This window comes from Streptomyces sp. JNUCC 64, assembly GCF_054484115.1.
The window spans coordinates 3720987-3745167 of the sequence record NZ_CM137015.1 but is presented as its reverse complement, the minus strand read 5'-3'; the positions used below and the strand labels follow the sequence as shown (position 1 = coordinate 3745167).

The following is a 24181-nucleotide window of genomic DNA, read 5'->3' as shown; positions in this document are numbered from 1 at the left end:
CGCCGACGGGTCGCGCGTTCCCCTGCGGGGGGGGGCGCCGGATGGTCTACTGAGGGCCGCGCGCTGGCGCGGGCGCCCGGCGCGACGGTCCCGGGCGGTCGTGGCGAGACGGGTCACCGTCCCGTCGCACCCCGGTAACCATGGGATTCCAGCGGGCGGACGACCTGCTCAAACTGGGGTCTCTCCGCGTAGACTTCGCGCGTGGCCAAGGTGACTCGGGACGATGTGGCGCGACTGGCGGGTACGTCGACCGCGGTCGTCAGCTATGTGATCAACAACGGACCCCGGCCGGTCGCCCCGGCCACCCGGGAACGGGTGCTCGCCGCGATCAAGGAGTTGGGGTACCGCCCCGACCGGGTCGCCCAGGCGATGGCCTCCCGTCGCACCGACCTCATAGGCATGATCGTCCCGGACGCGCGGCAGCCGTTCTTCGCGGAGATGACCCACGCGGTGGAACAGGCGGCGGCCGAGCGCGGCAAGATGGTCCTGGTCGGCAACTCCGACTACCTCGACGAACGCGAGGTGCACTATCTGCGGGCGTTCCTCGGAATGCGGGTCTCCGGTCTGATCCTGGTCAGCCAGGGCCCCAGCGAGACGGCCGCCGCCGAGATCGACGCCTGGGACGCCCGGGTGGTGCTGCTGCACCGCAGGCCCGAGGCGATCGAGGACGTGGCCGTGGTGATCGACGACATCGGCGGGGCCCAGCTCGCCACCCGCCATCTGCTGGAGCACGGGCACCCGTACGTCGCCTGCCTCGGCGGCATCGAGGAGACCCCGGTGGTGGGCGACCCGGTCACCGACCACGTCGAGGGCTGGCGCCGGGCCATGGCGGAGGCGGGGCGCTCCATCGAGGGGCGGCTGTTCGAGGCCCCCTACAACCGGTACGACGCGTACCGGGTCGCGCTGGAGCTGCTCGCCGGGCCGGACCGGCCGCCCGCGATCGTCTGCGCCACCGACGACCAGGCCATCGGGGTGCTGCGGGCCGCGCGGGAGCTGCGGATCGACGTGCCGGGCGAACTGGCCGTCGCCGGGTTCGACGACGTGAAGGAAGCCGGGCTGACCGATCCGCCGTTGACCACCGTCGCCTCCGACCGGCCCGCGATGGCCCGCGCCGCGGTGGACCTGGTCCTGGACGAGGGGCTGCGGGTGCCGGGCTCCCGGCGGGAACGGCTGCGGCTGTTCCCGTCCCGTCTGGTGATCCGCCGGTCCTGCGGCTGCCACTGATCCCGTTCCGGGCCCGTCCCGTTCCGGCGTCGTCCGGTACCGGCGCCGTCCGGTACCAGCGGTGCGGAGTACCGGTGGCGCGGAGTACCGGTGGCGCGGCCACCGATGAGAAACGGTTCCCCGCGTCGTCTACCCGGGGACCGACGGACACCCGCACCGCGTCAGGTCGCTCCGGCGGCCGGGGGCGCGGTCGCCCGGAGAGAGAAGAGCAGACCATGCAGTTCGCACTCATCTACTCGTACGACCCCGCCGCCGCCGGACCCGGTGGGGACGACGAGGTGACGGAGTGGATCGCCCTCGACCAGGAACTCACCGAGGCCGGGATAAAGGTGCACGAGGCGGGGTTCCACCCCGGCGCCGAGGGCCGGACGGTCACCGTCCGCGAGAGCGGCGCGGTCGTCACGGACGGCGTGGCGCCGGGCGTCACCGTGGCCGGGTACTACGTGCTCGACGTGCCGGACGAGGAGGCCGCCGTCTCCTGGGCCCGCCGGATCCCCACCGCCCGGTACGGCCGGGTCGAGGTGCGCCGGGTCGCCGTGGTCTGAGTCCGCCCGTCGCGTACCGGGGAACACCGCTTCCCCGGGCCCGCCGCTTCCGGTGGCGGGGACCCCGCCCCGGGCCGGGCCCGTCCGGCCCGGGGTGACCCGAACCGCCCCCGGCCCGGCCGGTCGACGCGGTGCCTAGGACTCCGAGCGGTACATCAGGTCCGTCTCGTGGGTGACGAAGCCCAGGCGTTCGTAGACCTTCACGGCGGCGGTGTTGTCGGCGTCGACGTAGAGCATCGCGGTGGGCACGCCGGTCGCCGCGAGGTGGCGCAGTCCGATGGTGGTGAGGGCCTTGCCGAGGCCGCCGCCCTGGGCGCCGGGGCGCACCCCGACCACGTACACCTCGCCGAGTCCCTCCTCGGCGTGGGTCTTCGTCCAGTGGAAGCCGACGAGTTCGCCGTCGCGCTCGGCGAGGAAGAACCCGGACGGGTCGAACCAGGGCTCGGCGGTACGGGCGTCCAGGTCGCGCTGGGTGAGGGAGCCCTGTTCGGGGTGGTGGGCGAAGGCGGCGGCGTTGACCGCGAGCCAGGCCGCGTCGTCCTGTCCGGGGACGAAGGTCCGTACGGTGACGCCGTCGGGCAGGACCGGGTCGGGCAGGTCCAGGTCCGTCAACGGGCGCCGCATCTGGCGCAGTTCGCGGAACAGGGTCAGTCCCAGGACCTGGGCGAGGTGGCGGGCGGCGGAGTGGCCGCCGTGCGCCCAGACCCGCAGCCGCTTGCCGGAGGCGGCCAGCAGGGCGGAGCCGAGGGCGCGGCCGTGGCCCCGGCCGCGCTCGCCGGGCCGGACGACCAGCTCGGCGGCGGGGGCCTCGACCGGGTCGGTGTCCTCCAGCTGCGCGTAGCCGACGAGCGCGTCGCCGACGAGCAGCAGCAGATGGCTCACCCCGTCCCGGGCGCCGCCGCGCAGATGCAGCCGCCCCTGCTCGGACACGGCGGGCTGGCCGTCCGCCCGGGCGGCCTCCGCGATCAGCTCCAGTACGGCGTCCGCCTGCCCGGCGGTGAGCGCCGTCAACGTCTCGATCCGCCGGAGCGGCCCTCCCACGGGCACAGTCTCACTCGTCATGCTCCGACCTTACGGCGCGGGGGCGGAAGGGGGCGGGGGTGCGCCGGTACGCGCCCGGGTGGGTCCCGGGAGGCGGCGGGAGCCTCAGATATACCTCAGAGACCACGCGGAATGATGTGTTCCATCCGACGTGTTCTATAACTTCAACGTGTCAACGCGATCGATGAAGTGCTCGACCACTGCTGTCGATCGCTTACGGGAACGATCATTCTTCCGGGGGAAGCATGTCTCAGACGAAGCGCTCCACCATGCTCAGACGCGCGGTCGGCGCGAGCGTGATAGCCGTGGTGGCCGTGGGGGCGGTCCCGACCGCCGCGCAGGCGCTCAACTCCGTCCGCACCTGGAACGCCAGCTCGAACCCGCTGAAGGTGACCGGCTACGGCAGCACCGGCTACGCCTACGGCACCTGGAAGGTCTACAACAGCTCCAGCGGGACCCGCTCCCAGGCGAGCACCTACAGCAAGCTGTCGAACGCCGACGACCACAAGGTGTACGTCGAGCTCGAAACGCAGGTGAACGCGGGCTACTGCGTCCAGGCGTCCAAGTACATGTCCTGCACCCAGCAGTACTGGGACCACGCGAGCGACGAGACCGACCACCACAGCAGCAAGTCCTACGTGTACAAGAGCGCCTCGACCGGTGTGGCGGGGACCGCCGACTACGCCCGTGGCAAGGTGCGCGCCCTGCTCGACATCCCGTGGCGCAGCGACCCGGCGACGGGCTGGTCCTACACCGACGGCGGCGACAAGTACTGACCCGCGCCGGGGGCGGCGACCCCGCCCCGGCACACGGCGCCGCGCCTGACGCGGGCGGCCGCGCGGCGGGTGAGCCGCGCGGCCGCGACGGCGGCCGGCCCTTCGCACGGCCCATGTCGGTACACGAGGAGAGAGATCGGCACCGGTGAGTGAGCATCGCCTCAGCTGTGAGGAACTGGTCAAGGACCACGGGGGAAGTTTCCAGTTGGGGCCGCTGTCGTTCGCGCTGGACGAGGGCGTGACGTGTCTGGTCGGACCCAACGGGGCGGGGAAGTCGACCTTCTTCCGTCTCGCGGCGGGCATCGAGAAGCCGACCTCGGGGACCATCACCCTGGAGACCGGCGGGGACCGCCGACTCGGGTACCTGCCGCAGGAGCCGGACCTGCCGCGCGGCGCCACCTGTGAGGAGTTCCTGCACTACGTCGCCTGGGTGCACCGGATCCCCCCGAAGCGGCGCTCCGGCGCGGTGGCCGACGCCCTGGCGCGCGTCAACCTGACGGAACGGCGCGGGAGCAGGATCCGGACGCTGTCGGGCGGCATGGCGCGACGGCTCGGCATCGCCCAGTCGCTGATCCACGACCCTGCCCTGCTGCTGCTGGACGAGCCGACGGCCGGACTCGACCCCCGGCAGCGCATCGCCCTGCGCGAGACGATCTCGTCGGTCGCCGACGGCCGTGTCGTCCTCGTCTCCACCCACCTCGTGGAAGACGTCCGGGGCCTGGCCGACCGGGTCGTCGTCCTCGACGCCGGATCGGTGGTCTTCGACGGCGACGTGCCCGCGCTGGAAGGCCGGGCGGCCGCCGACGCCCCCGGTGACACGGACCTGGAACGGGCGATCGCCACGCTGATGGGGGACGCGGAGTGACGCGCGCACGGTACGCCTTCAAGACCCTCGTCGGGCCCTGGCTCGCGCTGCCCGCCGTGGTGCTGGAGGCGGTGAACTTCGCCCAGCGGGGCATGCCCTGGCGGGGCGAGGCGCTGTGGACGGTGGACTGGTTCGCCATCGCCCTGTTCATCCTCGGCCCGCTGCTCGCGGGCGGCGCGGCGGTCGACGCCGCCCGGTTGTCCCGGCCCGGGAACATCCACCTCGTCCTGACGACCGGACGGCCCCACCGGCCGTACCTGCGCGCCGTGGCGTGGGCCGCCGGTCCCGTCCTGGCGGTGCACCTGCTGACCATCGTCGTCGGCCTCGTCGTCAGCGGCGCGCACGGCTCGGTTCCGTGGGCCGGTGTCGTCTCGGCGGCGCTCGTCCAGAGCGCGGCGGTCGTCTGGTACGCCGCCCTCGGGTCGGCCGTCGGCCGCTTCGCCAGCCCGCTGGTCGCCGGTGCCGTGGCGGCCGTCGGGGCGTTCGCCCTGATCTACCTGCTCGGGGAGGGCGGCAGTTCCGGCTTCAACCTCCTCTCCCTGGGCGGCGCCACGGTCTCCCGGCTCGGCTACGACTACGCCCCCGGATACCTCGCCGCCCAGCTCGTCCTCTTCGTCGTCACCGGCGCGCTGCTGATCGGGCTGCCGCTGCTCCAGCGCTCCGGACTGCGGCTGCCCACGGCCGTCGGCGGCGGGTGCGCCGCCCTGGCGGTCGTGCTGGTCGCCGCCGGACCCCACGTGCTGCCCGCCGACCGGCTCACCTCCGTCGAGGCGGCGCCCACCGACTGCTCGGGCACCGCGCCCGAGATCTGCCTGTACCCCGAGCACCAGCGGTTCAAGGCCCAGGTCGTTGGGCACGTGCGCACCCTCACCGAGGCCGCGGACGCGGCCGGATACACGTCCCTCGTGCCGGAGCGCTTCGACGAACTGAGCCGCACCTACCGCGTCGGCGACCCCACCGTGACCGGGATGGAGATCCCCGCCGACTCCTACGCCTCCGGCGAGGTCCGGATCGAGGACGTGGCCTCCGCCCTCGTCCGGCCCCTGCACTGCGACCTCATGTACGAGGAGCCGGGCCCGGGCCCCGCGTACTGGAAGGAGGAGTTCTCCCTCTACGCCACGCTGCTGAACGCGGCCGGGGTCAAGGTCGACCCCAGGGAGTTCCCCGCGCCTCCCGAGATCCTCTCGCCCCGGGAGGTCGAGAAGATCAAGAGCGGCCACCGGACGTGCGCCCTGGAGAGCGCGTGACCGGCGCGGCCCGCACCCTGCGGGCCTGGGCGGGCGTGCACGCCGCGCGCCCCGCCCTGGTCCTCCTCGCGGTGACCGCGGCGCTCTCCCCGCTCTGTGCCCAGGCCATGCTGGACAGCGTCGGGTTCCTCCTCTTCGACACCCCCGTCTCCCTCCTCCTGCTCCTCCCGGTACTCGCCGGGATCGCCGTCGGCATCGGCTCCCACGGCACCGCCCGCGTCCCGCTCCCCGAGCCCGCCCGCCTCGTACCGGCGCGCGTCGGCTGGCTCCTCGCGCTCACCGGCCTCGCCTGCGCGGCCGTGACCACCGCCCAGCTCGCCGGGCCGGAGCTCGCCTGGCAGCCCGCCGTGCGCAACGTGCTGCTGCACTCGGCGCTCGCCGTCCTCGCCACCGGACTCCTCGGGCCCACCCTCGCCTGGCTGCCTCCGGTCTCCCTGACCTTGATCTGCATGCTCTTCGGGTATCCCCCCTCCGAACCCGGCTACTACGGATGGGCCATGATCATGAAAGAGACCGTGACGACCGGCCAGTGGGCCGTCACCGCGGCCCTCTCCCTGACGGCCTGCTCCTTCTACGCCGTCGCGCCCCGGTTCACCGGCCACATCGGGCGATTCGCCCGCCCCGCCGCTCCGGCGCGCGGGACGCCCCGTCAGCAGAAGCGCCCGCTCCCCTAGAGCGGGACGGAAGGACCACCATGCAGCAGGTGTGGAGCGTCGTCGTCGCGCTCGTCCTGGTCAACGTCATCGGCTTCGGCCTCGCCCTCCTCTTCCGGAAGGTCAGCAGGATCCGCAGCCGCCGCCGGGGCTGACGTCCGTCCCCCTCCCGGTCCGTGCGGTTCCGCCGGTCCGTGCGGTGCGGTCGTTCGCGCGGTTCCGCCGTGCCGGGGGACGGGCGGCCTCCTCCGCGCGCCTCGTGTCGGTGAGCACACCGACCCCGCATCACGTGGTGGCGTCCCGCTGACCGGCGAACGCCTTCCGGAGCGCGCGGCCCATCAGCGCGCTCTCCTCGTCGCTCACCTCCACGCCGAAGTGCTCGGCGAGGTAGGCGCGGGTCCGTTCGGCCCTTTCCCGTTGTTCCTCGCCGGTCAACGTGGTCTCCACGAGTTCCCGCGTCAGCGCGCCGATCGACGTCCCCCGCGATTTCGCGACGGCGGCCAGACGGTCATGTGTCGCGGAGGACACTTGGATGACGGCATCGGACATGAGGGGAGTATCCATCAGGGTGGGTTCCCAGGGAGCCGCCCCGGCCCCGTACCCCGCCGTTCGCCGGGCCGCAACCAGTCCGTGACCCTCACCCCCTGTTGCGCTACGCGCGTTGACCCTAGGCTGCCCCCGACGTTCCACCGACAACCGCACCCACCCAGGGGGGCCCGTGCGAACCCATCCGACTCCGTCCAGGAGGACCATCCGCGTCCTCGCGGCGGTGGCCGCCGCCGCCACCGTCGGCGCGCTGACCGCCGCTCTTCCCGCCTCGGCCGACTCCGGCCGGGGCGACCGTGACGGTCACCGTGGCCACGGCCACGGCAAGTCCCGCACGGTCGACGTCCAGCTGCTCTCCTTCAACGACCTGCACGGTCACCTGGAGCCCCCGTCGGGGTCCTCCGGGACGGTGACGGAGCGTCAGCCCGACGGGACCACCAAGTCGATACCGGCGGGTGGCGTCGAGTACCTCGCCACCTCCCTGCGCGAGGCCCGCAAGGGCAAGCCGTACTCGGTGACCACCGCCGCGGGCGACCTGATCGGCGGCACCCCCATGCTGTCCGGGCTGTTCCACGACGAGCCCACCATCGAGGCGCTGAACGAGCTGGACCTCGACGTCGCGGGCGTCGGCAACCACGAGTTCGACGAGGGCAACAAGGAACTCCAGCGCATCCAGAACGGCGGCTGTCACCCGACGGCCGGGTGCTTCGTCGAGGGCCGGAAGTTCGAGGGCGCGGACTTCCCCTACCTCGCGGCGAACGTGACCTACGAGAAGAACGGCCGCACGGTCCTCCCCCCGTACTGGGTGTGGAAGGAGAAGGGCGTCAAGATCGGGTTCATCGGGCTGACCCTGGAGGGCACCCCGGACGTCGTCGCGGCGGACGGGATCAAGGGCCTGAAGTTCCACGACGAGATCGAGACGATCAACAAGTACACCAAGGAACTGGAGCGCAAGGGCGTCAAGTCGATCGTCGCGGTGATCCACGAGGGCGGCTACCCGGCCTCCACCGCGTACAACTACGACTGTGACTCCCCGGGCGCGGGCGACGGCATCTCCGGGCCGATCGTCGACATCGCCAAGGCCGTCTCGCCGCAGGTCGACGCGCTGGTCACGGGCCACACCCACCAGCCGTACGCGTGCTCCATCCCCGACCCGTCGGGCAAGCCGCGCACGGTGACCTCGGCGGCGTCCTTCGGCCGTCTCTACACCGACACCACCCTCACCTACGACCGCCGGACCAAGGACATCGTCCGCACCAGCGTGAAGTCCACCAATCACGTGGTCCGTCGCGACCAGCCCAAGGCGCCGGACATGACGCGGCTGATCGACCGCTGGAAGACGCTGGCCGCGCCGGTCGCCAACCGTCCCGTCGGCCACATCTCCGCCGACCTCCCGGGCCGTGGCTCCACCGCGCCCGAGACCCCGCTCGGCGACCTGATCGCGGACGCGCAGCTCGCGCAGGGCAAGGCGCTGGACCCGAAGGCCGTCGTCGCGCTGATGAACCCGGGCGGCATCCGCTCGGACCTCACCTACGCGGCGAGCGGGACCGAGGGGGACGGCGTCGTCACCTACGGCGAGGCGTTCACCGTCCAGCCGTTCGGCAACACCGTGAACCTGGTCGACCTGACCGGCGCGCAGCTCCTCACCGCGCTCAAGCAGCAGGTCACCGGCAACAACACGGCCTCCCCGAGGATCCTCCAGGTCTCCTCCGGCCTCACCTACACGCTGGACCTGACGAAGACCGGCGGGGACCGCGTGGTCGACTCCACCGTCCGGCTGAACGGGGCCCCGCTGGACCCGAACGCCACCTACCGCGTCGTCCTGAACAACTTCCTCACCGGCGGCGGCGACGGCTTCACCGAGCTGGGCAAGGGCAAGAACATGCTGGTCGGCGGTGACGACCTGAAGGCCATGACCGACTACCTCGGCGCCAACTCGTCGGCCACCGCGCCGCTGAACCCGCCGAAGGCGGACCGCATCACCGTCGTGCGGTAAGCACGGACGGTCCCCCCGCACGGGGGCCTTCCCCAGGGAAGGGGCTCCCGGAAGGGGTGGAGGGGGTGGTGGGGACGGAATCCGTCCCTACCACCCCCTCCCGCGTTCCCGTCTCCCGCGCGGCGGGGCCGGTCCGTCGGGCTCAGGCGTCGTCGGCCGGGCCGCCCGGTCCGTCCGGGGGCGGGGTCGGGGCGCCCGGCAGCCGCACCGTGACCAGGGTGCCGCCGCCGTCGGCCCGCTGGAGGCGCACCGCGCCGCCGGACTGCTCCACCGTGCGGGCCACGATCGACAGCCCGAGCCCCGAGCCGGGCAGCGCGCGCGCCGACGGCGAGCGCCAGAACCGGTCGAAGACGTGCGGCAGTTCCTCGGCGGGGATGCCCGGCCCGTGGTCCCGTACGGTCAGTTCGCCGTCGCGCAGCACCACCGCGATCTCCCCGCCGGGCGGGGAGAACTTCACCGCGTTGTCGAGGACGTTGACCACGGCCCGTTCCAGCGCGGCCGGTTCCCCGCGCACGTACCAGGGCGCGAGGTCGGCGGTGATCGTCAGCTCCGGCCCGCGCAGCCGGGCGCGGCGCAGCGCCAGGTCGGCCAGGTCGTGCAGGGCCAGGACCCGCACCTTGCTGGCGCTGTCCGGGCGGGACAGCTCCTGGAGGTCGCCGATGAGGGAGGCCAGCTCCGTCATCTGCGCCTTGACGGAGGCGAGCAGCGCGGCCCGGTCGGCGGGCGGCAGCGCCCGGCCCGTCTCCTCGCTGCGGGCGAGCAGTTCGATGTTGGTCCGCAGCGAGGTCAGCGGGGTGCGCAGCTCGTGGCCCGCGTCCGCGATGAGCTGCTGCTGGAGTTCCCGGGAGGACGCGAGGGCCGCGGTCATCGCGTTGAACGAGCGGGACAGCCGGGCGATCTCGTCGTCGCCCTCGGCGGGGATGCGCACGGTCAGGTCCTGGGTGCGGGCCACGTGCTCCACGGTCCGGGTCAGCTGGTTGACCGGGCGCAGTCCGGTGCGGGCCACCAGGGTGCCGGTGGCGCCCGCGATGACCACGCCGAGCCCGGCGGCCAGCGCGAGGACCAGGGCGAGGTTGGAGAGGGCGTCGTCGATCTCGGAGAGCGGGCGGGCGATCGTCATGGCGTAGGGCACGCCCCTGACCCGGTAGGTCAGGGCCCGGTACTCCTGGCCGTCGGCGTCCCGCGCGGTGTGGAACACCTGGCTGAGGTTGCCCCGGGCCACCTCCTTGTCCGACTCGGTGACGGTGAGGGGCGCGCGGCCGTAGAGGAGACAGCTGTCGCCGTCGCCGTCGACGGCCTGGAGTACGCCTCCGGCCAGGCCGCTCTCCTCGCTGGGGTCCTCCGGCGGACAGTTGAACCGGGCCTTGTCGTTGACCAGGATCGACAGCCCGGGCGAGTCGGGCCGGTTGGTCATCAGGGACTTCTCCAGCGAGACGACGAGCGCCTCGCGCACCACGAACCAGCTGACCACGGCGACGGTCGCCACGGCGAGGGCCACGGTGGCGGCGACGAGCAGCGCCAGCCGGGAGCGCAGGGGGAGCCGTCGCAGTCTGCGCAGCGGGCCACCGCGTTCCGGTACGGTCGTCTCCGGTCCGGTGTCCCCCGTTCCCGGGCTCCGGAGCTGGTCCGGTTCCGTGTTCCCCGCCGGGTGGGCGGTCGGCGGGTGCGGTCCGTCGGGCGTCCCGGACGGGTCGGGCACCCCGGACGTGCCGGGTGCGCCGGACGGGCCGGGGGCGGTCCCGCTCACGTGGTGGCCTCCGGGCCGCTCGCCCGCAGGACGTACCCCACGCCCCGGACGGTGTGCACCAGCCGGGGCTCGCCGCCCGCCTCGGTCTTGCGGCGCAGGTACATCACGTACACGTCCAGGGAGTTGGAGGTCGGTTCGAAGTCGAAGCCCCACACCGACTTGAGGATCTGTTCGCGGGTGAGGACCTGGCGGGGATGGGAGAGGAACATCTCCAGCAGGGTGAACTCGGTCCGGGTCAGCACCACCGGGCGCCCGGCCCGTCGGACCTCGCGGGTGGCCAGGTCCATCCGCAGGTCCCCGAAGGACAGGACGTCGCCCTCCTCGGCCTGTCCGGCGCTCGCCGCGTAGGAGCCGCGTCGCATCAACGCCCTCACCCGGGCGAAGAGTTCGTCCAGTTCGAAGGGCTTGACCAGGTAGTCGTCGGCGCCCGCGTCGAGTCCGGTGACCCGGTCCCCGACGGTGTCGCGGGCGGTCAGCATCAGGATCGGGACCCGGTTCCCGGCGGCCCGGATGCGGCGGGCCGCGGTCAGTCCGTCCATCCGGGGCATCTGGATGTCCAGGATGATCAGCCCGGGGCGGGTCGCCGCCACCCGTTCGAGGGCGTCCGCGCCGTCGACGGCGACCTCCGTGGCGTATCCCTCGAAGGCGAGGCTGCGTTGCAGGGCCTCGCGCACGGCGGGTTCGTCGTCGACGATCAGGACGCGCTGCTGTTCGCCGTCGGGGGCGGAGTTCATCGGTGCGGCTCCGGGGTGGGGTGGGGTGCGGGGTGATCCCGGGCTCGGGCGGTCCCGGGCTCGGGCGAAGGCCCCGGCGGGCGCGGTCGGGCCGCGGTGCCGGGGCCTCCTGGGTACCGTACGGGGCCGGTCAGCCCTTCGTCCCGGCGCGCAGCGCGGGGAGGTCGGCCTTCACCGTGTCGACGGGGATGGCGAAGCCGAGGCCCACGCTGCCCGCCGCGCCGCCGCCCGCGCCGCTCGGGCTGTACATCGCGGAGTTGATGCCGATGATGTGCCCGTTCATGTCGATGAGCGCGCCGCCGGAGTTGCCGGGGTTCAGAGAGGCGTCGGTCTGGATCGCCTTGTAGGTGGTGGTGCTGGAGCCGGTGTCGCCGTTGAACTCCCGGCCGTCGAACTCGAACGGCCAGCCGCCGCCGGGCTCCCGGGGGCGTTCCTGGTCGCTGCCGACCGTCACGTCACGGTTGAGGGCGGAGACGATCCCGCTGGTCACGGTGCCGGTCAGGCCCTCGGGCGAACCGATCGCCACGACCTCCTGGCCGACCCGGACCTGGCTGGAGCTGCCGAGCGTCGCGGCCTTCAGCCCCGAGGCGTCCCGCAGCTTGATCAGCGCCAGGTCCTTCTTGCTGTCGGTGCCGACGACGTCGGCGGTGTACCGCTTGCCGTCGCTGGTCGTCACCTGAACGGTGGAGGCGCCCGAGATCACGTGGTTGTTGGTGATGATCTCGCCGTCCGCGGTGATGATCACGCCCGAGCCGGTGGACTGTCCCGCGCCGCCGGACGCCTTGATCTCCACGGTGCTGGGGGTGACCGCCTCGGCGACCCCGGCGACCGTGCCCCGGCTGCCGGTGGACACCGGGCTGGCGGGGACGGCGGCGCTGGTGGTCTCCCGGCCGGTCAGCTCCTGGATGCCGAAGGCGGTGCCGCCGCCCACCGCGGCGGCGACGATCGCCACGGCGGCCAGCAGGGCGAAGGGGCGCCGGGCGCGGCGCTTGGGGGCGGGCGCGGGGGCGCCCTCCTCGGAGACGGCCTCGGGGCCGGTGGGGCCGCCCGGGGCACCCGGGCCGCCCGGGGCAGCGGGGTCGCCGGGGGCGGCGGGGTCACCGAGGCCGCTGGGGTCGCCGAGACCACTGGGGTCGCCGAGACCGCTGGGGCCCTCCGGGCCGGGGCCGCCCGCCGCCACGGGGCCGCCCGCCGCCACGGGGGCGACGGGTCCGGCCGACGCGTCCGGGGCGGACGGCGGACGCGGCGCGGTCGGCGCGGTCGGCGAGGCCGGGACGGTCGGGGCGGGGGCGCCCTCCGGGACCGGGCTGGTGCCGTAGGTGATCGTGGGGGCGTCGGCGTCCACGGCCGGGGACCCGGTCGAGGAGGAGACCGGGGCACCGGCCGTGGACGAGTCGGCGGCGGACCCCGCGAAGGGGCGTCCGCCCGTGGTTCCGGGAGGTGCGGGGGGCTCGGCGGGCGGGGGCGGGTAGCCGACCGGGGACGGGGGGCCCTGCGGCGGCGGGTACGAGGCCCACGCCGGGCGCCCGGCGTCCTCGTGCCGTCCGACGGCGTCCCCGTGCCGTCCGGCGGTCGCGTCGCCGTACGCGCCACCGCCCCCGTACGCGCCCCCGTACCCGCCGTGCGGGTGCGGCTGGGGGTACGGGTGGTGCGCCCGGGGGGCCTCGTGGCCCTGGGGCGCGTGCGAGGTCTCGTGGGTGGTCGCGTGGGTGGTCGCGTGGGTGGTCGCGTCCGGGGCCCCGCCGGTCTGGGCGCCGTACCGCTGCTCGTCGTCACGCTCGGGGTAACCGCCGTCGCGGCGGAGGCTCTCGGTCATGTCCATGAGCCTGGCCGGGGCGTATGAGAGCGGGCTGAGGACGAGCTGAGAAGCCCGACAGAAGCGAGTATGCCCGATATAAGGGCGCGGGGCGCAAGGGTTCGATTGGGGCGCGTGATGCGAAACGGCTCGATGTTCTCGCAGGTCAGAGGTGATGTTCCGGTTTCCGCTTGACGATCACCGCCCTGTTGCACCACCCTTTCACTACTCAATTAGTGAAAGGGTGGTTGACCGAGTGGTCGAGTACCGGATCGACCGGCGAAGTGGCGTCGCCACCTACGTCCAGATCGTCCAGCAGACGAAACAGGCGCTCCGCCTCGGACTGCTGGAACCGGGGGACCGGCTCCCCACCGCCCGCGAGGTCGTGGAAGCCACCGCCATCAACCCGAACACCGTGCTCAAGGCGTACCGGGAGCTGGAGCGCGAAGGGCTGGTGGAGGCCCGGCGCGGCCTCGGCACCTTCGTGCGCCGGACCCTCGGGGCGGGGGCGGCGGACTCACCGCTGCGGGCCGGACTGGCGGCGTGGGCGGTCCGCGCCCGTACCGCCGGACTCGACCGTGACGACGTGTCCGCGCTGGTCGCCTCGGTCCTGGACGAGCACTTCGGCGCCGACGGCGGGACGCCCGCCACACCGCCGGACCAGGCACAACCGACCCGGGCGGCACAGGCAGCGCGCCCGGCTCGGACGAACCGACCGACACATCCGACCGCACCGTCCGGCGACGGGCGGCAGCACGAGGGGGACACCGCATGACCGAGACCGCCATCGAGGCGGAGGGCCTCGGCAAACGCTACGGCGGGCGCCGGGCCCGGACGGCCGGGGGAACGGGGGGCTGGGCCCTGCGGAACTGCGGCTTCCGGCTGCCCGCGGGGCGCGTGTGCGCCGTCGTGGGGCCGAACGGCGCGGGCAAGTCCACCCTGCTCACCCTCGCCGCCGGACTCGCCCACCCCACCGAGGGCACCCTGTCCGTCCTGGGCACCGACCCGGCGGCGGCCCGCCCCCGGATCGCGTACGTCTCCCAGGACAAGCCGCTGTACCCCCGGCTCACCGTGGACGAGACGCTGCGGCTCGGCGCCGAGCTGAACCCGGGCCGCTGGGACGCCGCGATCGCCCGCCGGATCATCGGCGGCGGTGACGGCGACGGCGAGGGCCACGGCGCCCTGCCGACCGGCTCCCGGATCCGGAACCTCTCCGGCGGCCAGCGCACCCGGGTCGCCCTCGCGCTCGCCCTCGGCAAGCGGCCCGAGCTGCTGCTCCTGGACGAGCCGATGGCCGACCTCGACCCGCTCGCCCGCCACCAGCTCATGGGCACCCTCCTCGCGGAGGCCGCCGAGCACGGCACCACCGTGGTGATGTCCTCGCACATCCTCGGGGAGCTGGCCACCGCCTGCGACTTCCTGCTGCTCGTCGACGGCGGCCGGGTCCGGCTCGGCGGCGGCATCGACGACCTGACCGCCGCCCACGCGCACGTCACCGGGCGCGGACCGGTCGAGGAGCTGTCCGCGCACACCGTCGTGGAGTCCCGGGCCACCGGCCGGGGCACCACCGCCCTCATCCGCCCCTCCGGACCCGTGGGCCCCGGCTGGGAGACCGTGGAACCCACCCTGGAGGACGTGCTGCTCGCCCATCTGCGCTCGCCCGGCGCCCCCGCCCTGCTCACCCCGAGCGCCGACCCGGCCGCCCGCGCCCGTACGGAGGTGGCCGCGTGAGCGCCCCCGAGACCACCACCCGGCCGAAGGCCCCGACCCCGGACCGGGCGCCCGGGACCCCCGCCAGCCCGGCCGCCCACGGCCTGCTGTCCTCCCTGCGGTCCGCCCGCCTGGTGCACCGGCGCGCGATCCTGACCAGCGGGATCCTGGTGGTCGCGGCCGCCGTCGTGACCTTCGGGCTGTACCTGTGGCAGCGGCTGGCGCCGGACCGGGAGCGCTGCATGCTCCGAGAAGGCGAGATGGCCAGCGGGGACCGTCTGAAGACCCTGCTCGAATGCGAGGAGAGCCTCTTCGGCTATGAGCAGGCGGCGTCCTGGTACCGCCTGCTCGGCACCGAGATGGACGGCTGGATCTTCGCGCCGGTCCTGCTCGGGGCGCTCTTCGCGGCGGGTCCGCTGATCGCCCGGGAGCTGGAGGCGGGAACGTTCCGGCTGGCCTGGACCCAGGCCGAGACCCCCCGGAGCTGGCTGACCGGACGGCTGGTCCTCGCCGCCGTGGTCGCGACGGTGGTGGGCGTGGTCAGCGTCGGGCTGTTCCGCTTCGTCCGGGCGACGTCCACCGAGACTCTCTGGGCCTGGTCGCAGGAGTACACCTTCCCGGCGCTCGGCCCGGTCCTGGTGTCCTATCTGGTGCTGGGCGTCGCGGTCGGCGCCCTCGCCGGACTCGTGCTGCGCCGGGTGCTGCCGGCGATGGCGGCGACCACGGTGCTGACGGGGGGATGCCTCGTCGCGTTCCACCAGGTGCGCATGTACCTCTGGCCGTCCAAGAGCGTCGAGTGGGCGCTCTCGGACAAGCAGCAGTGGCCCATGCCCGGCCACGCCCACGTCATCGACTACGGGCTGCTCAAGTCCTCGGGCGAGCGGCTGGCCAGGGACTTCCAGCCCTGCGACGCCCTGCGGTTCGGCAGCAAGGGCGGCGACAAGGCGTACGAAGCCTGTCTCGCGGACCGCGGGATCACCGGACGCTGGGCCGACTACCACCCCCAGTCCCACTTCTGGCCGCTCCAGCTGGTCGAGACCGCCCTGGTCCTGGCCGTGGCGGCGGCGGTCGTGTTCATCGCGCTGAGGGTGCTGCGCAGGCTGGTGCCCTGAGTCCCTTCGGAGGCGCCGTGCCCCGGGCGCCGTAGCCCGGGGCACCGACCGGGACGGGTGGAACCGGGCGGGTCGGGGGGCCCGCCCGGTTCCACCCGTCCCCGTCCCCCGGCCGCCCCGTTCCCACCCGCGTCCCACCCCCGCCCCCACCGTTCCGCCCCCGTCACCTCCCCGTCACCGCGCATTCAGACGGGCTTGCCACCCTCGCGGCATGCAGCCCGCCGTGCCCGCGCCCCGCGCCAACGGGACGCCCGTGCTCCCTCCCGCCCGCTCCGACGCGCCGCCCCGCCCGGTGAGACGGAACAATGGGGTCATGAGTCAGCCAGACGCCCAGGCCCAGGTCCAGCACGCGCAGCCCTCCGTGGGCTCGATCGCCGCGCACCGCCCGCACACCGTGTCGGCGGTGGTGTCCGATCTGGAACCGGACATCGACGCCGATCTCGACGACTACGAGGACGACGGCCCCGAGGGCGCCCAGCTTCCCCAGGGGCGCTTCCTGGACCGGGAACGCAGCTGGCTGGCGTTCAACGAACGGGTCCTGGAACTCGCGGAGGACCCCACCACGCCCCTCCTCGAACGGGCGAACTTCCTGGCCATCTTCGCCAGCAACCTGGACGAGTTCTTCATGGTCCGGGTCGCCGGTCTGAAGCGCCGGATAGCCACCGGGGTGGCCACCCGCTCGGCCTCCGGACTCCAGCCCCGCGAGGTGCTGGACATGATCTGGGCGCGCTCCCGGGAGCTGATGGCCCGACACGCCGCCTGCTACCAGGAGGACGTGGCCCCGGCCCTCGCCGAACAGGACATCCACCTGGTCCGCTGGGGCGAGCTGACGGACAAGGAGCAGGCGCGGCTGTTCACCCTGTTCCGGCACCAGATCTTCCCGGTGCTGACCCCGCTGGCCGTGGACCCCGCGCACCCGTTCCCGTACATCTCGGGGCTCTCGCTGAACCTGGCGGTCGTGGTCCGCAACCCGGTCAGCGGACACCGGCACTTCGCCCGGGTCAAGGTGCCGCCGCTGCTGTCCCGCTTCCTGGAGGCGTCGCCCTCGCGGTACGTCCCGATCGAGGACGTCATCGCCGCGCACCTGGAGGAGCTGTTCCCGGGCATGGAGGTGCTGGAGCACCACATGTTCCGGCTCACCCGCAACGAGGACCTGGAGGTCGAGGAGGACGACGCGGAGAACCTCCTCCAGGCCCTGGAGAAGGAACTGATGCGGCGCCGCTTCGGCCCCCCGGTGCGGCTGGAGGTGGAGGAGTCCATCGACCGGTACGTCCTCGACCTGCTGGTGCGGGAGCTGAAGATCAGCGAGGCGGAGGTGTACCCGCTGCCCGGCCCGCTGGACCTCACCGGGCTCTTCGGCATCTCCTCCCTGGACCGGCCGGAGCTGAAGTACCCCAAGTTCATCGCGGGCACCCACCGCGACCTCGCCGAGGTGGAGTCGGCGTCCGCGCCCGACATCTTCGCCGCGCTGCGCGAGCGGGACGTCCTGCTGCACCACCCGTACGACAGCTTCTCCACCTCGGTGCAGGCGTTCCTGGAGCAGGCCGCCGCCGACCCGGGCGTCCTCGCCATCAAGCAGACCCTGTACCGAACCTCCGGCGACTCCCCGATCGTCGACGCGCTCATAGACGCGGCCGAGTCCGGCAAGCAGGTGCTCGTCCTGGTGGAGATCAAGGCCCGCTTCGACGAGCAGGCCAACATCAAGTGGGCCCGCAAGCTGGAGGAGGCGGGCTGCCACGTCGTCTACGGCCTCGTCGGCCTGAAGACCCACTGCAAGCTGTCGCTGGTGGTCCGCCAGGAGGGCGACACCCTGCGCCGCTACTCCCACGTCGGCACCGGCAACTACCACCCCAAGACGGCCCGGCTCTACGAGGACCTGGGGCTGCTGACCGCCGACTCCCAGGTCGGCGCCGACCTCTCCGACCTCTTCAACCGGCTCTCCGGCTACTCCCGCCGCGAGACGTACCGCAGGCTCCTCGTCGCCCCGAAGTCGCTGCGCGACGGGCTGATCTCCCGGATCAACAAGGAGGTCCAGCACCACCGTTCCGGGCGACCCGCCTACGTCCGCATCAAGGCCAACTCGATGGTGGACGAGGCCCTGATCGACGCCTGCTACCGGGCCTCCCAGGCCGGGGTGCCCGTCGACATCTGGGTGCGCGGCATCTGCGCCGTGCGCCCCGGCGTGCCCGGCCTCTCGGACAACATCCGGGTACGGTCCGTACTCGGCCGCTTCCTGGAGCACTCCCGGATCTTCGCCTTCGGCAACGGGGGCGAGCCCGAAGTGTGGTTCGGGAGCGCCGACATGATGCACCGCAACCTCGACCGACGCATCGAAGCGCTCGTCAGGGTCACCGACCCCGCCCACCGCGCCTCCCTGAACAGGCTGCTGGAGACCGGGATGTCCGACTCCACCAGCTCCTGGCACCTGGGCCCGGACGGCGAGTGGACCCGGCACGCCACCGACGCGGACGGCCAGCCGCTGCGGAACGTCCAGGAGATGCTCATCGACGCCCGGAGGCGCAGGCGTGGCACACCGAAACCTTGACCCCGTGGTCCTGCCCCCGGCGGGCGACGTCCTCGCGGCCTACCTCCAGGGCCGCGCCACGGACTTCCTCCGCTCGCTGAGGGCGGACCGCGCGGCCGGGCCCGGCGGCCCGGGAACCGGGGCGGCGCACGCCGCCGCCCCGGCCCCGGCGGCGGAGCTGCGCCGCTCCGCCCGCCGCATCAGCGCCACCCTGCACACCTTCCGCCCGCTGCTGGACGGCGAGTGGTCGGACGGGCTGCGCGCCGAACTCGCCTGGGTGTCGGGGACCCTGGCCCGGGAACGGGCGCACGGGGAGCGGCTGGAACGGCTGCTGACGGCACTGGCCCGGCTCTCCGGCCGGACCCCCGTCCCGGGACCCGGCCCGGTGCCCGACCTGGTGGGCGCCCCGGCCTCCGCCTCGGCCACCGCCTCGGCCACCATCTCCGCTTCCGCCTCCGCTTCCGTGACGGCGCCCCGGTCGGCCCGGACCCGCGCCACCACCGCGCCCGCCAGTGCCACCAGCGGTTCGGCCTCCGCCCCCGTCACCACCGTGGGCCCGCCCGCCGGGGCGCCCGCCGCGCCCGGTTCCGGCGGGCCGCTGGCGCTGGGCGCCGCCAAGGCCGGTGCCCTGCTGGAACGACAGCTCACCCTGGCCCGGACCCGGGCCCACACCGCCTCCCTGGAAGCCCTCGGCTCGGCCCGCTTCCACGCCGTCGCCGACGCCGTCGCCGTCCTCGCCAGCGAAGTCCGCCTCGCCCCCGGCGCGGCCACCGCCCCGGCCACCGCCCTGGTGCCCCTCGCCCGGGAGGCGGAGGCCCGGCTCCTCGACGCGGCCCGCGCCCTGCCGCTGCTCACCGCGGGCCACCCCTACAACGCCCAGGCCCTCGTCGACGGACTGACCGCCGGTCCCGCCCCGCAGACCCAGGACACCCCCTGGCACCAGGTGCGACTGCTGCTGAGGCTGCACCGCTACGCCCGCGAGGTGCTGCGCACGGTCCCGCACGACGGCGGCACGGTCCCGCACGACGGCCCGGCCCCGTACGGCGGCGGTCCGGCCCCCGGCGGCGGCCCGGCCCGCGACGGGGCCCCGTTCCCCGGCGACGGACCGGACGCGGCGCGGCTGCTGCGCGCGGGCGGCGCCCTCGACCGCCACCGGGACGCCTCCGAGGCCGCCGCGGCGGCCGCCACCGCCGCCCGCACCCCGCGCATCGCCCCGGCGACGGCGTACGCCCTCGGGGTGCTCCACGCCGACCAGCGCCACGAGGTGGAGGCGGCCCGCTACGCGTTCCAGCGGGCCTGGACCCGGGAGACGACCGGCCGATGAGCGACGACGACCACCCCACCACGAGCGGCACCGGCCCCACCGGCCCGGCGCCCGGTACGGGTCCGGTGCCCGGTACGGACCCGGCGCGCGGTACGACGGGCGCGCCCCGGACGGTGCGCGCGGCGGGCTGCGTGCTGTGGCGGCGCGCGCCGCACGGCGACGGCATCGAGCTGTGCCTGGTCCACCGGCCCCGCTACGACGACTACAGCCACCCCAAGGGCAAGCTGAAGCGCGGCGAGGAACCGCTGGCCGGGGCGTTGCGCGAGGTGGCGGAGGAGACCGGGTACACCTGTCTGCCCGGGACGGTGCTGCCGACCGTCCGCTACGAGGCGCGCGGCCGTCCCAAGGAGGTCTCCTACTGGGCGGCGGAGGCCACGGACGGCCGGTTCGTCCCCAACGACGAGGTGGACCACCTGCTGTGGCTGGTCCCGGACGAGGCCCGCGACCGCCTCAGCTACCCGCACGACCGGGTGCTGGTGGACGCCCTGTTGACGGCACCGGGCTTCACCGGCCCCGGCGACGGCCCGGGTTCCGGCTCCAGCCCCGGTCCCGGCTCGCACGGCGGGACCCCGTAGCTTCCGGACCCCCCGGACGACTGACCGGACGAACTCCCGTCCGGTCGCTCAGCTGATCGAACTGGCCACCCCTGTGCGGGTCTTGACGGCGCCGGATGTCGTTCTCGTGCCCCATCCGGCCCCCTATCCGATCACGGAGCGTGTGCGACGCCCCGATGTGGCTAGCCGGGCGTAACCTCCGGAAGGGGGGAAGAGTTTCCAAACCGCCCGAAAAGCACTGGAGTTGAACATATGAATGAAGGGTCGGGCGCGCCCGCGGACGGTTTGGAATGGTTCGGCCGCGAGATCTCCGAAGCGCTCCTGCACAAGGGGGTGAACCCCCAGGACCTCGCCGACGCGACGGGGTACGAGGTGCCGTACGTCCTCAAGGTGAGCAGCGGCACCGCGCTGCCCTCCGCCGCGTTCGCCAAGGGCTGCGACCGTTACTTCGGCACCTCCGGCTGGTTCACCCGGCTGCTCAACCGCCTCAACGAACGCGGCCACCCCGGCTGGTTCGTGCCGTACCTGAAGCTGGAACGGGAGGCCGCCCGGATCGAGGACTACAGCAACACCTTCGTGATGGGGATGCTCCAGGTCCCCAGCTACGCGGAGGCGGCCTTCCGTGCGGCCTACCCCCGCGAGGACGACGACCAGATCAGGGCCCGGGTGGACGCCCGGATGCGCCGCCGCGAGGTGATGGACAGCGCCACCCCGCCGCTGCTGTGGATCATCGTGCACGAGGCGGTGCTGTGCACGGTCGTCGGCAGCCGCGCCATCATGACCAGCCAGCTGCGCCATCTGGTCCGCCAGGCCGCCAGCCCCCATGTGACGCTCCAGGTGCTGCGGTTCGCGGCGGGCGCCCCGGCCTCGTCCATGGCGTTCACCCTGCTGAAGCCGACCGACGGGCCGACGGTCGTGTACTCGGAGGCGCGGGAGCTGGGGCACGTCAACGACTCGGCGGCGGCGGTGGGCAACGCCCGCACCGCGTACGAGCGCCTGCGGGCCTCCGCCCTCTCGCCGGACCTGTCGGTGGCGTTCATCCGCGAGATCGCAGAGGAGCACTCCCGGTGAGCCCGCCGCACCACCCCGGCCCCGGCCCAGGTCCCCGCCCGGACCCCCGTCCCGCCGCCGATTCCGCCCCCCGCGCCGCCGCCGGTCCCGCCCGTGTGGCCCCCCGCCCCGCCGTTCGTGCCGTCCGTCCCGTCCCGTCGTGGACCAAGAGCACGTACAGCGGCGGCGAGGGCGGCCAGTGCGTGGAGTGGGCGCCGGGTCCGGCGCCCGGGCTGGTCCGGCTCCGCGACGGCAAGGTCCCGGACGGCCCGCGTCTGCTGCTGACGGCACGGGCGTTCGCGGGGCTGGTGGACCTGGCGCGGGGCGCACCCGGGACGTGAGCGAGTGCGCCCCGCCGGGCGGGCGCACGGTCGCGCACGGTTGACGCGACGTCCCCGACCTCGAACACGCACAGTGATAGAAGAGTTGCGCAACGCAACCGAGGCGGAGGGCTCTCGTCCCGCCGCGCGATCACCTGAGGATGATGACGACGATGAACGCACGCTCGCACGGCCGGGGCCCCGGTGCCCGTGCCGTGACCGCCCTCCTGGGGCTGCTCGCGGTGCTGGCCGCCTGGGCCGTGGTGCCCGGCGCCGCGCACGCCCAGGAAGGCCGGGTCAAGGGCTGGGGCGCCAATGACAACTACCAGCTCGGCGGCACGCTGACCGGCGCCAAGTACAAGCCCGTGACCATCCCCGGCGCCACCGGCAGCGACATCGACAGCCTGGCCGCCGGTTACTACCACAGCCTGTCGCTGCTCTCCAACGGGACGGTCGAGAGCTGGGGCCGCAACGCCGAAGGCCAGTTGGGCATCGGCAACGTGGCCTCCCAGGAGCAGGCGTCCACCGTCACCGGGCTGCGGGGCGTCGTCGCGGTCGCGGCGGGCAATTACCACAGCCTGGCGCTGCTGGCCGACGGCACGGTGCGCGCCTGGGGCCGCAACAGCGAGGGTCAGCTGGGCGACAACACCGCGGCCCAGCGGAACACCCCGGTGACCGTCGCCGGGCTCACCAACGTCGAGGCCATCGCCGCCGGGGCCCTGCACAGCGTGGCCGTCCTCTCCGACGGCACCGTGAAGACCTGGGGCTACAACGCCAACGGCCAGCTCGGCGACGGCAGCACCACCAACCGGACCACCCCGGTGACCGTCACCGGCCTGGCCAACGTCCGGAGCGTCGCGGGCGGCAACGCCCACACCCTGGCCCGCCGCGCCGACGGCACCGTCTGGGCCTGGGGGCGCGGCTCCGAGGGGCAGTTGGGCGACAACACCAGCACCCAGCGGCTCACCCCGGTGAAGGTGGACGACATCACCACCGCGCGGGAGATCAGCGCCGGCGTCTACCACAGCGTCGCCCGGCTCGCCGACGGCACGGTGAAGACCTGGGGTTACAACGCCCAGGGCCAGCAGGGCGACGGCACCACCACCAACCGCCCCCAGCCGATCACCCTCGACGGCGCGACCAACGTCCGCGCCGTCTCGGCGGGCGCTTACCACACCCTGGTCCTGGACCGGGACGGCAAGGTCAGCACGGTCGGCTACAACAACAACGGCCAGCTGGGCGACGGTTCCGCGACGAACCGCACCGCGCTGACGACCCCGGTGAACAGCCTCAGCAACGTCTCGCTGATCGCGGCCGGCGGAGAGTTCAGCCTGGCGGCCTGACGCCCCGGACCCGCACCCCGCCCGCGACCCGGCCGCACCCGCCGGGCGGACGGTGACCCGGCGGACGGGCGGTGAGCGGCGACCCCGGCGGACGGGACGAGCGATCGTCCCGTCCGCCGTTCCGTTCCGCCGGGCGGTCGGCGGGGGACGGCGGGGGGGCTTCGCCACGAAGGCCGCACGAACATCCGCCCGGCACCGGAACGCACGGCGGCGGCGTCCCGCGCGCATGTTCCCGTCGATGCCCGTGAAGCGCCTGTGTAGCGTGATCCGCGTGCGACGTCGTCACCGCTTCCACTCCTCCCCGAGCACCGGTCCGGCCCGAGGCGGCCCCGACCCGGCGCGCGACCGGGGTCCGGTGATCCCGGAACAGGAGTGGCGGGACGCCCGTGTCGTCTGGGACTACCACCGGATGGGGCACGCCCCACGGCCGTGCTCGGTCGCGGTCGGGCTCGGCAGCCACGACCTGGGCGTCGCGACGGCGGCGGTGGAGGCGTACCGGGCGGGGCTGGTGCCGCTGATCGTGTTCACCGGGGCCAACAGCCCCACCACCAGGGCCCGTTTCCCCGAGGGGGAGGCCGTCGCCTACCGGCGCCACGCGCTGGACCTCGGGGTGCCGCCCGAAGCCGTCCTGGTCGAACCGCGCGCCACCAACACCGGGCAGAACATCACCTACGCGCGACGGCTGTTGGAAGAGTCCGGGGCCGGCGTCTCGTCCGTCCTCCTGGTGTCCAAGCCCTATGAGCAGCGGCGGGCGTACGCGACGGCCCGCAAGCTCTGGGACGGGGTCGACGTCGTGTGCGTCTCGGCCCCGATGGAGTTCTCCGAGTACGTCGACGGCATCGGTGACGCCCGACTGGTGATCGACATGCTGGTGGGCGCGCTCCAGCGGCTCGTGCTCTATCCCCGGCACGGGTTCATGATCGAACAGGAGGTCCCCGGGGACGTCCTCGCCGCGTACCGGCGACTGTGCCGGGCGGGCTTCACCAGCCGCCTGGTGGCGGAGGGGGGCGGTGCCGGTCCCGGTGCGGGCGTCAGCGCGGGTGCGGGTGCCTCTGCGGGTTCCAGCACGGGTGCG

21 protein-coding genes and 1 pseudogene are annotated in these 24181 nt (G+C 73.9%); 17 read left to right on the top strand and 5 right to left on the bottom strand.

Annotated features, from left to right (window positions below; translation table 11 throughout):
• The first annotated feature begins 201 nt into the window (after positions 1-201).
• Entirely contained in the window at positions 202-1224 is a 1023-nt protein-coding gene (locus ACVWNX_RS15275) for a LacI family DNA-binding transcriptional regulator (RefSeq protein ID WP_454414475.1), read from the top strand.
• Between the two features lie 215 nt (positions 1225-1439).
• Positions 1440-1769, top strand: coding sequence for a YciI family protein (locus ACVWNX_RS15270; RefSeq protein WP_454414474.1), 330 nt, complete (start codon positions 1440-1442; stop codon positions 1767-1769).
• 135 nt (positions 1770-1904) lie between these two features.
• Here ACVWNX_RS15270 and mshD read toward each other — a convergent pair whose 3' ends face one another.
• Positions 1905-2831, bottom strand: a complete 927-nt coding sequence (gene mshD, locus ACVWNX_RS15265) for a mycothiol synthase (RefSeq protein WP_454414473.1) — start codon at positions 2829-2831, stop codon at positions 1905-1907.
• 224 nt (positions 2832-3055) lie between these two features.
• Between mshD and ACVWNX_RS15260 the strand changes: the two genes are divergently transcribed.
• The 4 genes from ACVWNX_RS15260 (at position 3056) to ACVWNX_RS15245 (ending at position 6372) form a co-directional block, all read left to right on the top strand.
• Positions 3056-3586, top strand: coding sequence for a hypothetical protein (locus ACVWNX_RS15260; protein WP_454414472.1), 531 nt, complete (start codon positions 3056-3058; stop codon positions 3584-3586).
• A gap of 145 nt (positions 3587-3731) precedes the next feature.
• On the top strand, positions 3732-4451 hold the full coding sequence (locus tag ACVWNX_RS15255; RefSeq protein WP_454414471.1) for an ATP-binding cassette domain-containing protein: 720 nt from the start codon (positions 3732-3734) through the stop codon (positions 4449-4451).
• On the top strand, positions 4448-5698 hold the full coding sequence (locus tag ACVWNX_RS15250; RefSeq protein WP_454414470.1) for an ABC-2 family transporter permease: 1251 nt from the start codon (positions 4448-4450) through the stop codon (positions 5696-5698). The genes ACVWNX_RS15255 and ACVWNX_RS15250 overlap by 4 nt, the downstream gene beginning before the upstream one ends.
• Complete coding sequence (locus ACVWNX_RS15245) at positions 5695-6372, top strand: hypothetical protein (protein ID WP_454414469.1); 678 nt, start codon at positions 5695-5697, stop codon at positions 6370-6372. The genes ACVWNX_RS15250 and ACVWNX_RS15245 overlap by 4 nt, the downstream gene beginning before the upstream one ends.
• Before the next feature lie 264 nt (positions 6373-6636).
• Here the strand turns inward: ACVWNX_RS15245 and ACVWNX_RS15240 are convergent, their stop codons facing one another.
• Positions 6637-6900: a hypothetical protein gene (locus ACVWNX_RS15240; protein ID WP_454414468.1), complete on the bottom strand. Its 264-nt coding sequence runs from the start codon at positions 6898-6900 to the stop codon at positions 6637-6639.
• A gap of 169 nt (positions 6901-7069) precedes the next feature.
• On the opposite strand from ACVWNX_RS15240, the gene ACVWNX_RS15235 reads away from it, so the two are divergent.
• Entirely contained in the window at positions 7070-8893 is a 1824-nt protein-coding gene (locus ACVWNX_RS15235; RefSeq protein ID WP_454414467.1) for a bifunctional metallophosphatase/5'-nucleotidase, read from the top strand.
• Positions 8894-9035: 142 nt separating this feature from the next.
• Here ACVWNX_RS15235 and ACVWNX_RS15230 read toward each other — a convergent pair whose 3' ends face one another.
• The 3 genes from ACVWNX_RS15230 to ACVWNX_RS15220 form a co-directional block, all read right to left on the bottom strand.
• Positions 9036-10451 carry a sensor histidine kinase gene (locus ACVWNX_RS15230; RefSeq protein ID WP_454414781.1) on the bottom strand — a complete coding sequence of 472 codons (1416 nt, stop codon included), beginning with the start codon at positions 10449-10451 and terminating at the stop codon, positions 9036-9038.
• A 185-nt stretch (positions 10452-10636) separates the two neighbouring features.
• On the bottom strand, positions 10637-11374 hold the full coding sequence (locus tag ACVWNX_RS15225) for a response regulator transcription factor (RefSeq protein ID WP_454414466.1): 738 nt from the start codon (positions 11372-11374) through the stop codon (positions 10637-10639).
• 130 nt (positions 11375-11504) lie between these two features.
• Positions 11505-12698 carry a S1C family serine protease gene (locus ACVWNX_RS15220; RefSeq protein WP_454414780.1) on the bottom strand — a complete coding sequence of 398 codons (1194 nt, stop codon included), beginning with the start codon at positions 12696-12698 and terminating at the stop codon, positions 11505-11507.
• A 727-nt stretch (positions 12699-13425) separates the two neighbouring features.
• Here ACVWNX_RS15220 and ACVWNX_RS15215 point away from each other — a divergent pair.
• The 10 genes and pseudogenes from ACVWNX_RS15215 to ACVWNX_RS15170 form a co-directional block, all read left to right on the top strand.
• Positions 13426-13944, top strand: coding sequence for a GntR family transcriptional regulator (locus tag ACVWNX_RS15215; protein WP_454414779.1), 519 nt, complete (start codon positions 13426-13428; stop codon positions 13942-13944).
• Positions 13941-14900, top strand: a complete 960-nt coding sequence (locus tag ACVWNX_RS15210; RefSeq protein WP_454414465.1) for an ABC transporter ATP-binding protein — start codon at positions 13941-13943, stop codon at positions 14898-14900. The genes ACVWNX_RS15215 and ACVWNX_RS15210 overlap by 4 nt, the downstream gene beginning before the upstream one ends.
• Complete coding sequence (locus ACVWNX_RS15205) at positions 14897-15991, top strand: ABC transporter permease (RefSeq protein ID WP_454414464.1); 1095 nt, start codon at positions 14897-14899, stop codon at positions 15989-15991. The genes ACVWNX_RS15210 and ACVWNX_RS15205 overlap by 4 nt, the downstream gene beginning before the upstream one ends.
• 313 nt (positions 15992-16304) lie before the next feature.
• Positions 16305-18536 (top strand): RNA degradosome polyphosphate kinase, encoded by a 2232-nt coding sequence (locus tag ACVWNX_RS15200; protein WP_454414463.1) that lies wholly within the window; start codon positions 16305-16307, stop codon positions 18534-18536.
• Positions 18517-19839 carry a CHAD domain-containing protein gene (locus ACVWNX_RS15195; RefSeq protein WP_454414462.1) on the top strand — a complete coding sequence of 441 codons (1323 nt, stop codon included), beginning with the start codon at positions 18517-18519 and terminating at the stop codon, positions 19837-19839. Before ACVWNX_RS15200 ends, ACVWNX_RS15195 begins: the two co-directional genes overlap by 20 nt.
• Complete coding sequence (locus ACVWNX_RS15190) at positions 19836-20414, top strand: NUDIX hydrolase (protein WP_454414461.1); 579 nt, start codon at positions 19836-19838, stop codon at positions 20412-20414. The genes ACVWNX_RS15195 and ACVWNX_RS15190 overlap by 4 nt, the downstream gene beginning before the upstream one ends.
• Before the next feature lie 231 nt (positions 20415-20645).
• Positions 20646-21464 (top strand): DUF5753 domain-containing protein, encoded by an 819-nt coding sequence (locus ACVWNX_RS15185; RefSeq protein ID WP_454414460.1) that lies wholly within the window; start codon positions 20646-20648, stop codon positions 21462-21464.
• Positions 21461-21784, top strand: a complete 324-nt coding sequence (locus ACVWNX_RS15180; protein WP_454414459.1) for a DUF397 domain-containing protein — start codon at positions 21461-21463, stop codon at positions 21782-21784. The genes ACVWNX_RS15185 and ACVWNX_RS15180 overlap by 4 nt, the downstream gene beginning before the upstream one ends.
• 152 nt (positions 21785-21936) lie before the next feature.
• Positions 21937-23106 carry an RCC1 domain-containing protein gene (locus ACVWNX_RS15175; protein WP_454414458.1) on the top strand — a complete coding sequence of 390 codons (1170 nt, stop codon included), beginning with the start codon at positions 21937-21939 and terminating at the stop codon, positions 23104-23106.
• Between the two features lie 355 nt (positions 23107-23461).
• Positions 23462-24103, top strand: a pseudogene (locus ACVWNX_RS15170) (YdcF family protein); the annotation flags it as partial.
• Positions 24104-24181 lie beyond the last annotated feature (78 nt).

What these genes read in the sequence shown, in the direction of transcription:
- ACVWNX_RS15270 (WP_454414474.1), top strand. Translation starts at nt 1,440, where the DNA reads ATGCAGTTCGCACTCATCTACTCGTACGACCCCGCCGCCGCCGGACCC.
- mshD (WP_454414473.1), bottom strand. Translation starts at nt 2,831, where the DNA reads ATGACGAGTGAGACTGTGCCCGTGGGAGGGCCGCTCCGGCGGATCGAG.
- ACVWNX_RS15260 (WP_454414472.1), top strand. Translation starts at nt 3,056, where the DNA reads ATGTCTCAGACGAAGCGCTCCACCATGCTCAGACGCGCGGTCGGCGCG.
- ACVWNX_RS15240 (WP_454414468.1), bottom strand. Translation starts at nt 6,900, where the DNA reads ATGTCCGATGCCGTCATCCAAGTGTCCTCCGCGACACATGACCGTCTG.
- ACVWNX_RS15225 (WP_454414466.1), bottom strand. Translation starts at nt 11,374, where the DNA reads ATGAACTCCGCCCCCGACGGCGAACAGCAGCGCGTCCTGATCGTCGAC.
- ACVWNX_RS15210 (WP_454414465.1), top strand. Translation starts at nt 13,941, where the DNA reads ATGACCGAGACCGCCATCGAGGCGGAGGGCCTCGGCAAACGCTACGGC.
- ACVWNX_RS15200 (WP_454414463.1), top strand. Translation starts at nt 16,305, where the DNA reads ATGAGTCAGCCAGACGCCCAGGCCCAGGTCCAGCACGCGCAGCCCTCC.
- ACVWNX_RS15190 (WP_454414461.1), top strand. Translation starts at nt 19,836, where the DNA reads ATGAGCGACGACGACCACCCCACCACGAGCGGCACCGGCCCCACCGGC.
- ACVWNX_RS15185 (WP_454414460.1), top strand. Translation starts at nt 20,646, where the DNA reads ATGAATGAAGGGTCGGGCGCGCCCGCGGACGGTTTGGAATGGTTCGGC.
- ACVWNX_RS15175 (WP_454414458.1), top strand. Translation starts at nt 21,937, where the DNA reads ATGAACGCACGCTCGCACGGCCGGGGCCCCGGTGCCCGTGCCGTGACC.